The 13,704-nt window shown below is 40.4% G+C and carries 11 protein-coding genes; 8 read left to right on the plus strand and 3 right to left on the minus strand.

Annotated elements, in window-relative coordinates; all coding sequences use genetic code 11:
* The first annotated feature begins 82 nt into the window (after nt 1-82).
* From IPO83_02665 to IPO83_02695, 7 genes are all read left to right on the plus strand, one after another.
* Entirely contained in the window at nt 83-334 is a 252-nt protein-coding gene (locus IPO83_02665) for a type B 50S ribosomal protein L31 (protein MBK9730183.1), read from the plus strand.
* Between the two features lie 57 nt (nt 335-391).
* Nucleotides 392-1,585 (plus strand): GlmU family protein, encoded by a 1,194-nt coding sequence (locus IPO83_02670; GenBank protein MBK9730184.1) that lies wholly within the window; start codon nt 392-394, stop codon nt 1,583-1,585.
* A gap of 65 nt (nt 1,586-1,650) precedes the next feature.
* Nucleotides 1,651-2,412 carry a triose-phosphate isomerase gene (locus tag IPO83_02675; protein ID MBK9730185.1) on the plus strand — a complete coding sequence of 254 codons (762 nt, stop codon included), beginning with the start codon at nt 1,651-1,653 and terminating at the stop codon, nt 2,410-2,412.
* Nucleotides 2,413-2,464: 52 nt separating this feature from the next.
* Nucleotides 2,465-3,295, plus strand: a complete 831-nt coding sequence (gene prmA / locus IPO83_02680; GenBank protein ID MBK9730186.1) for a 50S ribosomal protein L11 methyltransferase — start codon at nt 2,465-2,467, stop codon at nt 3,293-3,295.
* A 100-nt stretch (nt 3,296-3,395) separates the two neighbouring features.
* Nucleotides 3,396-7,838, plus strand: a complete 4,443-nt coding sequence (locus IPO83_02685; protein MBK9730187.1) for a hypothetical protein — start codon at nt 3,396-3,398, stop codon at nt 7,836-7,838.
* A gap of 83 nt (nt 7,839-7,921) precedes the next feature.
* On the plus strand, nt 7,922-8,548 hold the full coding sequence (gene plsY, locus IPO83_02690) for a glycerol-3-phosphate 1-O-acyltransferase PlsY (GenBank protein MBK9730188.1): 627 nt from the start codon (nt 7,922-7,924) through the stop codon (nt 8,546-8,548).
* A 10-nt stretch (nt 8,549-8,558) separates the two neighbouring features.
* The gene (locus IPO83_02695) at nt 8,559-9,359 is read left to right on the plus strand and encodes a M48 family metallopeptidase (GenBank protein MBK9730189.1); all 801 of its coding nucleotides are present in this window, start codon (nt 8,559-8,561) and stop codon (nt 9,357-9,359) included.
* A 123-nt stretch (nt 9,360-9,482) separates the two neighbouring features.
* Here IPO83_02695 and IPO83_02700 read toward each other — a convergent pair whose 3' ends face one another.
* Nucleotides 9,483-10,385, minus strand: a complete 903-nt coding sequence (locus IPO83_02700; protein MBK9730190.1) for a tyrosine recombinase XerD — start codon at nt 10,383-10,385, stop codon at nt 9,483-9,485.
* A gap of 151 nt (nt 10,386-10,536) precedes the next feature.
* On the opposite strand from IPO83_02700, the gene aroQ reads away from it, so the two are divergent.
* A complete protein-coding gene (gene aroQ / locus IPO83_02705; GenBank protein ID MBK9730191.1) occupies nt 10,537-10,953 on the plus strand; it encodes a type II 3-dehydroquinate dehydratase in 417 nt (138 codons plus the stop codon).
* A gap of 1 nt (nt 10,954) precedes the next feature.
* On the opposite strand, the gene IPO83_02710 is transcribed toward aroQ, so the two are convergent.
* The gene (locus IPO83_02710) at nt 10,955-11,992 is read right to left on the minus strand and encodes a glycosyltransferase family 2 protein (GenBank protein ID MBK9730192.1); all 1,038 of its coding nucleotides are present in this window, start codon (nt 11,990-11,992) and stop codon (nt 10,955-10,957) included.
* 165 nt (nt 11,993-12,157) lie between these two features.
* Nucleotides 12,158-13,639 carry a GWxTD domain-containing protein gene (locus IPO83_02715; protein ID MBK9730193.1) on the minus strand — a complete coding sequence of 494 codons (1,482 nt, stop codon included), beginning with the start codon at nt 13,637-13,639 and terminating at the stop codon, nt 12,158-12,160.
* Between the last annotated feature and the right edge of the window lie 65 nt (nt 13,640-13,704).

The following is a 13,704-nucleotide window of genomic DNA, read 5'->3' on the forward strand; positions in this document are numbered from 1 at the left end:
TTCACAACTTCATTTCAGCCCCATTTGGCAATCTCAATAGTTTTTCTATATCTTTGTGCTCCCAAAAAGCTCCATTCATTCAATGAAAAAAGGTATTCACCCGGAAAATTACCGATTCGTAGTTTTCAAAGACATGTCGAACAACACTTCATTCATTTCAAGGTCATCTGCATCTACCAAGGAGGTGATAACCATGGACGATGGAAAGGAATATCCGTTGATTAAGCTTGAAATTTCCAACACGTCACACCCTTACTACACTGGTAAGATGAAGTTTATTGACACTGCCGGTCGTATCGATAAGTTTAAAAAGAAATACGCGAAGAAGAGTTAATCCGATTTGCTTTCAAGATAAAAGCCCTGCAGTAGTAGGGCTTTTTAATTTCGGCAGATGCAAGAAAAAAATTTCATTCTTTTCGATGATGAATGCAGAGATCAACTGCTGCCTTTCACTTTTACAAGGCCTGTGTGTGAAATCCGGATGGGTATACTCACCATAACCGGGAAGTGGGAGTACTCACTGAACCTGAAGCCAAGCTATCTTACACAGGAATATCTCAGTAAGAAGTATCCACTGAAGAAGCAGGAAGTTAATTGGCTTATCAATGGATCAGTTTTGCCTGATCCACGATTGGTAGCGCAGGTAGTTTCACTTCAATTGAATGAAGCAATAGTTGAAAATGAGATAGTCGTTGCCTGTTGCGTAGCTGATTTTTCTATAGAGAATGGCATACTCAACTCCAATACAATTATTCAGCAATGCAGAGTAATTTCACCGGCTTCCTCCATCCGTTCCGTTCGAAAACTTACAGATATCTTTTCGATGAACGGAGAGGCATTGCGGGATGATTTTAAATTAATTACACGGCAACGTCGTTCAGTTACTGTTTCTGAATCAAATAATATCAGCCACCGTGATGCTATATTTATTGAAGAAGGTGCCAATGTTGAATATGCTTATTTGAATGCATCCAATGGACCAATTTACATCGGTAAAAATGCTGAAGTGATGGAAGGTGCGATGATCCGCGGCCCATTTTCTTTGGGTGAGGGAAGTGTGGTTAAGATGGGCAGTAAGATCTATTACCCCACCACTATCGGACCTTTTTGCAAAGTGGGCGGTGAAATAAATAATGTAGTAATGTTTGGCAATTCTAACAAGGCACACGACGGTTATCTTGGAAACGCTGTTATTGGTGAGTGGTGCAACCTGGGCGCTGATACCAATAATTCAAACCTGAAAAATGATTACAGTAATGTTAAGCTCTGGAATTATCCGCAGCAGAAATTTGCAGATACAGGGTTGCAGTTTTGTGGTGTGATGATGGGTGATCATTCAAAATGTGGTATCAACACTATGTTTAATACCGGTACTGTTGTAGGGGTATTTGCCAATCTTTTTGGAGACGGATTTCCTAGAAATTTCATACCATCATTCAGTTGGGGAGGTCACGCTGGCATTACCGATTATAAATTGGAGAAAGCACTTAAAGTGGCTGAATTGGTGATGAAGCGAAGAGATCAGCAACTTACCGATATAGATGTGGAAATACTGCAACATATTTACAAGCTGCCAAAAAGATGATCCGAATTAATCAGCAAAAAATGCTGATTGATTTTTGCCCGTATAAAAAAATAAAAACTGAATCGATGCGAAAAAATATAATTGCCGGAAACTGGAAGATGAACAAGTCGCCTGTAGAAAGCACTCAACTGGTGGAAGAAACACTGCACTTGCTCTCCGGTGAAACAATTGGTGAAACAGTAGTTATATTTTGTCCACCTTTTGTGTCTCTCGAACGTGTAGCGTCCCTGGTTAAGGAAAATAAAAATGTGTTTGTTGCAGCGCAGAATTGCCATTGGGAAAAATCAGGCGCATTTACCGGCGAAGTGTCGCCGGCAATGATCAAAGCCACAGGAGCTACCTACGTTATCATTGGGCATTCTGAAAGACGCCTCTATTTCAAGGAAACAAACGAACAGCTTGCAAAGAAAGCAACGGCAATAATCGGAGAAGGCATGCAGGTAATTTATTGCTGTGGAGAACCGCTTGAGATTCGCGAAGCCAATGCGCATTTTACATTGGTTGAACAACAAATCAGGGAAGGGCTTTTTCATCTCACCAAAGAAAATTTTGCAAGTGTAGTGATTGCCTATGAACCTGTCTGGGCCATTGGAACAGGAAAAGTAGCGAGTGACGAGCAGGCGCAGGAAATGCACGCTTTTATCCGCGGCCTGATCCGTAAACAGTACGATGAGGAAACTGCAAACAATCTTACCATTCAATATGGCGGCAGCATGAAACCGTCCAATGCCAAAGGATTGATGACACAACCTGATGTGGATGGAGGACTTATTGGTGGTGCGTCGTTAATTGCGGCTGACTTCGTGGGAATTATTAAGAGTGTTTAGCTTCGTTCATCCGATAGCAACAGTTATTCTAAACAGAGTCCTTACTTCCTAAGTGGATTATTATTCCTTCACCTTTCAGATAAAAGAATCCTGGCAGCAAGAGCTAATAATCGCGGCGCTTGACGACATTGGTTTTGAAGGATATGAAGAAAGAGAAAACGCGATGGACGCTTATATTTCCACAAGTAGTTTTAGTGAATCAGCATTTATTCAGGCAATAACGCCTTATCAGGAAGCCTACGGTTTTTCATTTTCCAAATCAATAGTAGAGAATAAGAACTGGAATGAATTATGGGAAAAGAGTTTTAATCCTATCGTTATTGGATCAGAAATAGCTGTTCGTGCTTCTTTTCATCCTTCGTTTCCGGAAGTTAAATATGACCTTGTTATTGATCCGAAAATGTCTTTCGGCACCGGTCATCACGCTACTACAGAAATGATGATGCGGTTAATGCTGAAAGAAAATATTTCTCAGAAAAGGGTTCTTGACTTCGGAAGTGGTACCGGCATTCTTTCTATTCTTGCCGCAAAGCTGAATGCAAACACCATACTTTCCATTGATCATGAAGAGTGGGCGTATCGCAATGCAATAGAAAATTTTCAGTTGAACCATGTTGTTACTGCAACGGCGCTATTGGGTGATGCTTCCTGCTTTAAGCACCAGGAATTCGATCTTATTCTGGCAAATATCAACCGTTCAATTATTGTAAATACTATGAGTCAGTTTGCCGCCACGCTCAACAAGCATGGTAGATTACTGATTAGTGGATTTTTGAAGAATGATGAACTGCAAGTGATTGCCGAAGCACATAATGCCGGTTTTAAAGTGGTGGACCAACTTACACAGGACGACTGGATCGCTCTTGCTTTGAATTTTATTTAGTGCACTCGTTGCATGTGTGTGGATACTATGTTCCATGGTACATTCCGATGAAAATTATTATTACCTAATTTCGTTGCTTTCCTAAAATGTAACCCCTACAATGCAGCGGATTGTCTTTCTTATATCATTTTTTTTATTGCTGATTACGAATGTTTTTGCGCAAACATCCAACAGTTTTTCAAATGATCCCACCGTATTCCTGAAGGAAGCAACACAATTGCTCACAGATACAAAGCGTGACGATTGCCAGCAAACCGCCAGGGAATTACAAGACACCTGGCCGAAGTTTTCAAGATCTCAACAGTCTGATATTATTGAGTTGGCCAATATTATGAAGGAGAAAAAAATGCTGGTGACTCCATATTTCCAAAAGTTCTTTAATGCGGTTGTTTCTTTCAGACAAAGCAGTCAGAGTGACGATTTTTTTGATTCCTGGAAAGAAGTCACCATTGCGGTGATAAACGGTCAGCGCCAGGGAAGTTTTAAAAAGTATGAGCAATACCTTGATTTTTCTTACGCACTTTTTTCCAGGCATGCATTGTACATTTCGGAGGGCCGAACCTGGAAACTCGACACAGATGCATTTGAGCTGGTGATGGAGAATGATAACCCTGTGCTGAAAGTGGATGATTGTACGATTATTGGAATCACTTCGAAAGATTCTTTACGTATTGAAGGAACAGGTGGAAGTTATTTTCCGATGGAAAGCAAATGGCAGGGAAATAAAGGAAGGGCTGACTGGACGCGTGTGGGTTTTGGAGCCGATGAGGTTTATGCAACCTTTAAAAATTATACCATCGATTGCCGTCAATCGGATTACAGTGCCGACTCTGCCCGTTTGTTTTATGAGGCATACGACAAAAAAAATATAACCGGCAAGTTTTCTGACAGACTGTTGTCTTTTACTGATCCTGAAACCACCACTTATCCGAGGTTTGAATCATACCGTAAAGATTTGTTGTTCGACAATATAGCCCCGCATGTAAAACTTTATGGCGGGATTACACTTCAGGGCGCAAAGCTGAATGCGAATGGAACTGCTGATCAAAAGGCCATGATTAAAATATTCAGGTACGACAAGTTATTAGGTGTGGTGGCGAAGTCGGTGAATTTTGAAATAAACAAAGAAAAGGAAATCAATGCTTCGCAGGCAGAAGTCAAATTATTGCTGGGAAAAGATTCGATTCTTCATGGTGGTGTTACCCTGAGATACAATAGTGAGAAACGGGAGTTGTATTTGTTTCGCGGAAAAAACGGCATCGAAAAATCTGCTTTCTACGATTATTACCACAGTCTTGAAATTTCACCGGACGTGATCTTTTGGGACATGAATGAACCAACGCTTTATCTGCGCAACATTTCACAATCAGGTGAAAGCGAGGTCGTGCTGGAATCGTTCGATTATTACTCATTGGGCAAAATGGAGAAATTCCAGAATATCGCGGATTATAATATTATTGAAAAGCTCAGAACAATTGTTGAAACTACCGGGCAAAAGGAATTTACAACAGAAGACCTGGCGAAGAAATTAGGACCTAAATATGCTGCGCAAACCATAAAAGGTATTCTTTACAAATTAGTGGAAGATGGTTTTGTTGATTACGATGATCAAAAAGAATTGGTAACTATTAAGTATAAAACATTTCACTACGTAGACGCAAAAAAGAATAAAACTGATTACGACAATATCAGAATTGATTCTAAAACCGATAGTGTAAATGCTGAAATTGATATGCGCAGCATGGACATGGATTTACGTGGCGTTCGGGATATCGCTTTAAGTGATTCAAATTTTGTAGTGGTTTTTCCAAGAGAAAAGAATGTAACCGTAAAGCAAAACCGCGATATGGATTTCAGCGGAACCATGTTTGCCGGAAGGTTAGATATGTCAGGCGATGGTTTTGGTTTTGATTACGATGATTTTAAGATCGAGCTTTCCACTGTTGATTCAGTCCTGATCAATATTCCGACCGGAAAGACCGACGAGCACGGACAACCTACATTGGGCCCTATCAAAAGTATTATTGAAGCTGTAACCGGTAACCTTCAGATAGATGCAAAAAATAACCGGTCAGGGCGTGCACGAAACAAGCAATATCCGATTCTCACTACCACTGCACCTTCATTCGTATACTATGATCATCCGAGAACCCTTGGAGGCGTTTACGATCGTGACAAATTTTATTTCCAACTGAATCCATTTGTATTTGATTCACTCAATAAATTTAAAACGCTGTCCGTTGGGTTTGATGGCAAATTGGTTTCAGGCGGCATCTTTCCTGACATGAATGATCGTATTGGCATTCAACAGGATCTTTCACTTGGATTCAAAACAAAGAAGACAGATATTGCTTTATACGGCGGCAAAGGCGGTTATACCAATCAGATATCGCTTGATAATACAGGGTTACGTGGAAAAGGAACTATAAAATTTCTTGCCTCGATTAGCACTTCCAGGGATATTATTTTTTATCCGGATTCTCTGAATGCAAAATCGGATTCATTCACGATCAGCTCAACTGTATTGAATGGTATTGAATATCCGAATGTTGATGGAAGGAAGGATTTCATTCATTGGATTCCATACAACGATTCGATGGTGGTAAAAATGGATACCGTGCCTTTTAGAATTTTTGATGGAAAAACTACACTTCGCGGCGCATTGGTTTTGCAATCGTCAGGCCTTTCGGGAAGCGGAAATGTGGATTGGAACGACGCAACACTTTCAGCGCGGGATATTGATTTCGGGAAGAACAAGATGAAAGCAGACTCAGCAGATTTTACCATCAAATCGCTTGACCCTAAAAAATTCGCGCTGAAAACAAGCGATGTGAGCGCTACTATAGATTTTGACAAACGGATGGGTGTATTCAAATCGAACACTGATGATATTTCTACATTATTTCCGTACAATCAATACCGCACTTCCATCAATGAGTTTAAATGGGAAATGGATAAGAAGAAAATGACTTTTGCTGCGCCTGCCGGCACGGTAGCTGAGTTTACTTCCATTCAACCTGACCAGGACTCGCTGACTTTTAGCGGAGGAACGGCCACCTACGACATGCAGAATTATATTCTGAAGATCAATAAGGTACCCTATATCGCTGTAGCAGATGCGCATATATTTCCCGATAGCGGTAAAGTGGTGATTGAAGCTGAAGCAAGAATGCGGACACTCAACCGCGCGAAGATTGTGATGGACTCAGTGGATGAATACCATAAGTTCGACAGTGTATCAGCAAATATTTACGGGAGGAATAGCCTGAAGGCCTCCGGAATTTATTCATATGTGAATAAAACAGGTAAAGGTCAGAAAGTTAAAATGGATGATATCGGCGTATTCACAGATTCAACAAAAGTAAATTATCATGTGTATGCAAAAGGAGTCGTGGATACAGCTCAGCGTTTTACTTTAATACCCAAAGTGTTTTACAAAGGAAAAGTAAACATCAAATCTAACGATGAACGCGTGCAGTTTGATGGGTTTGCAAAGCTGGATATCAGCAATCCAAAAGTAAAAGCTGAATGGTTTTCCATTGATGATTATATGAATAAGGATTCTGCATATGTAAAATATACAGACCCTGAAAATGAATCGCATAAGCCGATGACGGCGGGAATGGTATTCGATGCGGATTCCTCAGATCTGTATACTTCCTTTTTTAATGCGAAGAAAAGTTCCAGGGATAAAAATTTGTTTGTGGCCAACGGCATTGTTTTTTATGATGAGAAAGCAAAAGAATTCGTCGCCGGAGATCCCGATAAAATTCTGAATGAAGCAACCCGTGGAAATGTGCTGCGGTATAATGATGCAACAGGAAAGGTGAAAGCAGAAGGCAAAATGAACCTGGGGTTTAACTTCGGAATGGTGGATGTAATGAGTGCCGGGGAGATTACTACAGATGTAAATAAAAATAATCCCGTTTTTAATGTGGCACTCGGAATTCATTTCGATATTGATAAGGAACTGCTGGCGCTAATGACCAAATCAATTCTGCAAGGCAATTACGATGAGCCCGATGCAGATTACGGAACCGAGTCTTTTCAGAAGGCGTTGCCGGAATTTATAGATCCTAAAAAGGAAAAAGCATTTAATGATGCTTTTAATGCTTCCGGAAATATAGTTCGCAGTGATGCTTTACCATTTACCATATTCCTTTCGAATGTAGAATTGAAATGGGATAAAACGAGCAAGGCTTTCTACAATGTGAAACCATTCAGCATTGCATTTATCGACGATAAATCTATGGCCCGCGTAGTATCAGGTTACATTGAGCTTGGTTTCAAACGCAGCGGTGACTATATGAATCTATACATACCTGCCGGGGATGAAGACTTTTGGTATTATTTTTATTACGCAGCCGGCAATATGCAGATTGTAGCCGGCGAGCAATCGTTTAATGAAGAGTTGGTAAAAATTAATCCTGATAAACGCAGGAGTGAGACAAAAGATGGTAAGAGTTATCAATACAATCCGGGCTCAGAGAACAAAAAAAATACATTTGTAAACCGGATGAAATTTTTAGCAGGAGAACAGTAAGAACGTTCCATAAGTGATGCGTCAATTCAGGTTAGAAAATCCGCTCCCAATTTGGTTAGTGTTGAAAATCAAAAAATCAATAATTGAACTACGAAATAATTGTTGCATTTATACTGGCTTATCTGATAGGAGCCATTCCTTTTTCAGTATGGACGGGAATGTTGTTTTATCATAAGGACGTAAGAAAGTATGGAAGTGGGAACGCAGGGGCTACCAATACATTTCGGGTATTGGGCACACAGGCTGGCATCATCGTTTTGTTTCTTGATATCGTAAAAGGATCGATTGCTGTTTCGCTTGCTTATTATCTGGGAAACCTGCATTTTGAATCTGATAACTTTATTTATTACGAATTGGGATTGGGAATTACTGCCGCGATAGGACATATTTTTCCTGTCTACCTGAATTTTAAAGGCGGAAAAGGAGTGGCGACTTTATTTGGAGCTGGCCTTTCTGTTTTTCCCGTAGCCGCTTTGGTTTGTGTTGCAGTATTTCTGGTGGTGTTTTTAACAACGCGGTATGTTTCACTTGGGTCTATAATTGCGTCTGTTGTTTTTCCAATTGTTATTATTTTTTATAATCAAATCACACAATGGCCGATAATTTTATTTTCAGTCTTTATTCCATGTATAATAATCTACACCCACAGAAAAAATATTCAACGGCTGCTGAAGGGAGAGGAGAGTAAAATTATTTTTGAAAAGAACTAAACTATTAATCATGAAACATAAATTAAACATCGCATGGTTGGTGATGTCAGTACTGATTTTTTCCTGTCAGAAAGTGCCGGTAACGGGCAGGAAGCAAGTGCACGTAATTCCTGAATCAGAATTGATTTCGATGTCCATCACCCAGTATGGGGAAGCTTTGCAGCAAAGTAAGGTCATCAACGGAACTTCCGATGCTAACATGGTGAATGCAGTTGGCAAAAAAATAGCTGATGCTGCTGTTGAGTTGATGAAGCAAAACAATCAGTCGGACCGGCTGAAGGGTTATGCATGGGAATACCATTTACTGGACAGTAAAGAAGTGAATGCCTGGTGTTTGCCTGGTGGAAAAATTGCAGTTTATTCCGGTCTGCTTCCTGTATCCAAAACAGAAGCCGGACTGGCTGTAGTCATGGGACATGAAGTAGGTCATGCCATTGCACAACATGGAAATGAGCGAATGACCGAACAGTTAGCCATACAGGCAGGTGGCATCGGACTTGGCGCCTTTATCTCCCAGAAACCTGCAGAGACGCAACAAATCTACCAGGCAGCTTATGGATATGGTACGCAATACGGAGCAGTGCTTCCTTTCTCCAGAATGCAAGAATCTGAGGCAGACAAGATTGGGTTGGTATTGATGGCTATCGCCGGTTATGATCCTAACGAAGCCGTGGGGTTGTGGGAACGAATGAAAGCATTGTCAGCAGGATCAGCAGTTCCTGAATTCATGAGCACGCATCCAAGCGATCAAACTCGTATTGATGCCATTAAGAAGTTTTTGCCGGAAGCGATGAAGTATTATAAAAAGTAATGGTTTGCCGGGGCATATTCACTGTGTAAGAAAGCAGCTGCCGGAAAATTTATTGATGCGCGACTGATTATGGTTGCTTTTTATAAACGCTTACATAGTTGACTTCCACCTATAACTGAAAAGCTATTTGTATCTCGGATGAAATTGTAACAAGGTCTCCCTGAGATAATCACGGTCGAGGTGCGTATAAATTTCTGTAGTAGTGATTGATTCATGACCAAGCATTTCCTGTACAGCACGAAGGTCAGCACCACCTTCAACAAGGTGTGTGGCAAAAGAATGTCTGAAGGTATGCGGGCTGATAGATTTTTTCAGACCGATTTTTTCAGCCAGTGCTTTTATCATCACAAAAACATACACACGTGTCAGTTTTTTACCGTTGCGGTTTAAAAACAGAAAATCTTCGAAACCCTGTTTAATAGCGAGGTGACTGCGAACTCCATCACGGTAAAAGTTGATGTGTTTGATGGCTTCTTCTCCAATCGGAATCAAACGTTCTTTATTTCCTTTGCCAATTACTTTTATAAAGCCGACATCAAAATAAAGGTTGGAAATTTTAAGGTCTACCAACTCTGTTACGCGTAAGCCACATCCATACAATGCTTCGAGGATAGCTCTGTTGCGGATGCCATCTGCTCTGCTGTGATCAATAGCTGCAAGCAGTTGATTTATTTCTTCAAGGTGTAAAACATCAGGGAGCTTACGTTTTAATTTTGGGCCTTCAAGTAATAGCGTTGGATCATTTTTTATCAGGTCTTCCATCATCATGTATTTGTAAAAAGCCCTGATACCGGAAAGTATACGTGCCTGTGATTGGTCACCCATTCCAAGTTCATTGATGAAGAAAATAAATTCATGCAACTGTTCAAGTACTACTTCTTCAGGTGGAACAGATAACTGTTTCAGCTCAAAGAAACGACGCAATAATCCTACGTCATGTATATAAGCTGCCACTGAATTGGCTGACAACGACCGTTCCAGTTGCAAATATGCTTTGAAGCCTTTTATTGTACTTTGCCAGTCCATTAGTATTAGTTGTTACTAGTTACTTGTCAGTTACTTCAACGCTCATTTGTCATTTAGACATTAGACATTAGTCATTCCTATTTCCTGATTCTCCTGTTATCTTTACAAAATTCCAACATCCACACCAAACAAACCTATAACCTTTTCCACAATGAAGATGCTGATCATTAACGGACCGAATCTGAATTTGCTGGGTACACGTGAACCTGAAATTTATGGAAGTCAGACATTTGAAAGTTATTTTTCTGACTTAAAGAAGAAATTTCCGGAACATACGTTGGCTTACTATCAAAGCAATATCGAGGGCGAGATTATCAATAAATTGCAGGAAGCTGGATTTTCAACAGACGGAATCATTCTGAATGCCGGTGGCTATACACACACTTCTGTTGCAATCGCTGATGCAATTGCGGCCATTCATTCACCTGTAATCGAAGTGCACATTTCCAATCCATATGCAAGAGAGGAGTTTCGTCAAAAGTCGTTGATCGCCGGTAAGTGTAAAGGAGTTATTGCGGGATTCGGATTAAAGGGCTATGAAATGGCTATAAAAAGTATTGTTGAATAAATTATTCTGCGTTAGTTTCCAGAACAATTTCAGAGAATAGTTTTTTCCTTCTCACAAAATAATCCCAAACAATCGAACCGTTGTAAACACCTTTCATTTTTGAGAATTGCAGGATGGAAGCGGTACTCTTTTTTTTAATCTGCTGCAAGTGTGTTATGAAATATAAGTGAGCTTTCTGCACAGCCAGAAAATCGCTGAAATGAAACGAAAGTAAAAAACGAATGGCTGCAAGCTGATCCATTAATATTCTTGCAAGTAGTATTCGTTTTCTTTTTTCCGGAAGATTCTTCGCAATCATCACTAAATTATTGCGGAAGTTCAGGTAAGTTTTAAACGGATTGCCATGTGGCAAACTGCCGCCTCCAAGATGATAAATAACACTGTCCGGACAATACATTATTTTATAGCCGGCATTCTTCAACCTCCAGCAAAAATCAATCTCTTCCATGTGCGCGAAGAAATCACCATCGAGACCGTTCAACTGTTCAAATACTTTTTTCCTCACCAACATGCATGCGCCTGAAGCCCAGAATACTTCAGCGGTGTGCGCATACTGATTGTGATCTTTTTCAGTTGCATCAAAAACTCTTCCGCGGCAAAAGGTGTATCCGTATTTGTCAATCCATCCGCCCGCGGCTCCGGCATATTCAAAATGCTCAGGTTGAAGCCGGGCATGAATGCGTGGATGCACAGCTCCAATATGATGATCGCTGTCCATTATGGAAATTAGCGGAGGCAACCAGTTTTCAGTTACAGCAACATCCTGATTCACCATTACAATAAATTCCGAATCAATTTTCCGGATGGCCTGGTTGTATCCTTCTGCAAAGCCATAATTTTTTTCCAGGCGTATAATTTTAACCGATGGATAATTTTTAAGGAGAAAGGAAACAGAGTCATCGGTGGAAGCATTGTCCGCTACCACAATATCTGAATCAGCACTTTGAAATTGGAGTAGTGAAGGAATAAATTCCTCCAGGAATTTTCTTCCATTCCAACACAAGATCACTACCGCGGTCCTCGACCAATTATCACGCATTCAAAATAAGTTGGCGCAAAGGTATTGGTTGTTGAAGAAAGTTGTAGCTGTAGCAAATGACCTAATGACTAAAAAGATGTGCCGGTGATTTGATGTGCCAAAGGTGCCTATGACTGATGACGAGCAGCTAATAACTAACCATTAATGACCAGGACGCTATCGCTTTTACCGGTTATAATTATAATCCACCTGACTACCCCAGGTATCCCGGAAGCCTTCGATGTCAAAATCCCTGTAGCCGTTGCCATCTTTAAAGGTATTGTAGACTTTAAATCTCCATCGCGGATCATACAATTCACCCAATGCCTCCGAATGAATAAGTTTATAATCATTCGACACAAGGTCAGCATTGCAAAATACAAAGTGAATATTAGACTGGTTGCTCAACAACTTATAATACTGCCAGATCTCGTACGGATAAGCTCCTGGCTCTCTATCCGATCCTTCCATATGATTGGGAGCACCATATTGTAAAAACACCCTTCCTCTGTCTGTTTCAAAACCGTGGTAAATGGCAGTTTTATAATTGTACTCCACTACAGCAACCAGGTTGCGGTAGACGCCCCATTCTTTTTCGGGATCATCTGCGTTTCTTTTCTTCCAGAAATTATAAAAAAACTGCTGCATCAGTGTGAGGTCATTCTTTTGAATGATGCTGGCAATATAATCGCGTTCATACATTTCCGCTGTCGGAGAAAGTGATTTCATATAATACACCAGCGAATCGGGAGCAATATGAATTACAAATGTTTTGCTTACATCGAGCAAGCCGATGTTGGTTAATTCGCCAGTAGAATTTTTATTGGAGCGCTGGAAAAAAACGCTTTGTTGTCCAAGCAATTCGTTCTTTTTGTTTTTTACCTGCAACTGCACAACATAGTTTCCCGAAGGCAGGTCAGTAATATCAAATTCAGAGAATACCACATTAATGGCCGCTGCTTTCTGTTTTGAAAAACGAAACAAATCATTCGCTACCTGGTCTTTTTGGGAGTGTTTTACGGCATAGGTAATTATGACATCTTCGTTACCCACCACCTTGTCGAGGTTGTAAATTTCATTGTAAAATGAAATTTTATTGATGGAGGTGGGATAATAATTAAATACATATGGCTTGATGTCATAGCCATTTTTCGAAAATACATTTTGGGTAACAGTTGGTGAATAGCTGTCAACAAGTTCTATGTTGGAGAAGTCGATTGAATCCCGCCTGAAATTCAGATTCAGCGCCTGAGCAAGATGAAGTGATTCTTCTTTCAGGTTGGCATCCTTTACTTCCATTTGCACGTCATATACACCGTCAGGCAGTGTTACCCTTCTCAAATCCAGCATGTTGAAAGTGATGTTCACGGTATCATTAATTTCCGGACTGCGCAACAGATACTTATCATAAGCTGCAACCTGATTGCTATCGCGCAGGTAGAGAAGTGTAACTTCTACAGCACCTTCATATTTACCGTGGTTATTTTTTTTATACTGCAATGATTTACCGGGAATGGAAAGATAAGTTTCTGCATAAGGAGTATCTGTCTGCAGCGATAGGAATCCGCTGTTTTGCATGGAAGCGCGAAGGTGCTGAGCTATTGAAGGCTGCGTAAATACACATATAACCAACAGGCAAGAGATGAATGAAAGAGTAATCCGCTTCATGGTTTAAATGGTTGAGTTACTAAAAATACATTTTTATCAGTTAAAGATTTGCTTTCTTCGACATT

The sequence above is a fragment of the Chitinophagaceae bacterium genome (genome assembly GCA_016717285.1).
GTDB lineage: Bacteria > Bacteroidota > Bacteroidia > Chitinophagales > UBA10324 > JACCZZ01.

Coding starts and splice junctions, on each gene's coding strand:
- IPO83_02685 (MBK9730187.1), top strand. CDS start 3,396: ATGCAGCGGATTGTCTTTCTTATATCATTTTTTTTATTGCTGATTACG.
- IPO83_02700 (MBK9730190.1), bottom strand. CDS start 10,385: ATGGACTGGCAAAGTACAATAAAAGGCTTCAAAGCATATTTGCAACTG.
- IPO83_02675 (MBK9730185.1), top strand. CDS start 1,651: ATGCGAAAAAATATAATTGCCGGAAACTGGAAGATGAACAAGTCGCCT.
- aroQ (MBK9730191.1), top strand. CDS start 10,537: ATGAAGATGCTGATCATTAACGGACCGAATCTGAATTTGCTGGGTACA.
- IPO83_02695 (MBK9730189.1), top strand. CDS start 8,559: ATGAAACATAAATTAAACATCGCATGGTTGGTGATGTCAGTACTGATT.
- IPO83_02710 (MBK9730192.1), bottom strand. CDS start 11,992: ATGCGTGATAATTGGTCGAGGACCGCGGTAGTGATCTTGTGTTGGAAT.
- IPO83_02715 (MBK9730193.1), bottom strand. CDS start 13,639: ATGAAGCGGATTACTCTTTCATTCATCTCTTGCCTGTTGGTTATATGT.
- IPO83_02670 (MBK9730184.1), top strand. CDS start 392: ATGCAAGAAAAAAATTTCATTCTTTTCGATGATGAATGCAGAGATCAA.
- IPO83_02665 (MBK9730183.1), top strand. CDS start 83: ATGAAAAAAGGTATTCACCCGGAAAATTACCGATTCGTAGTTTTCAAA.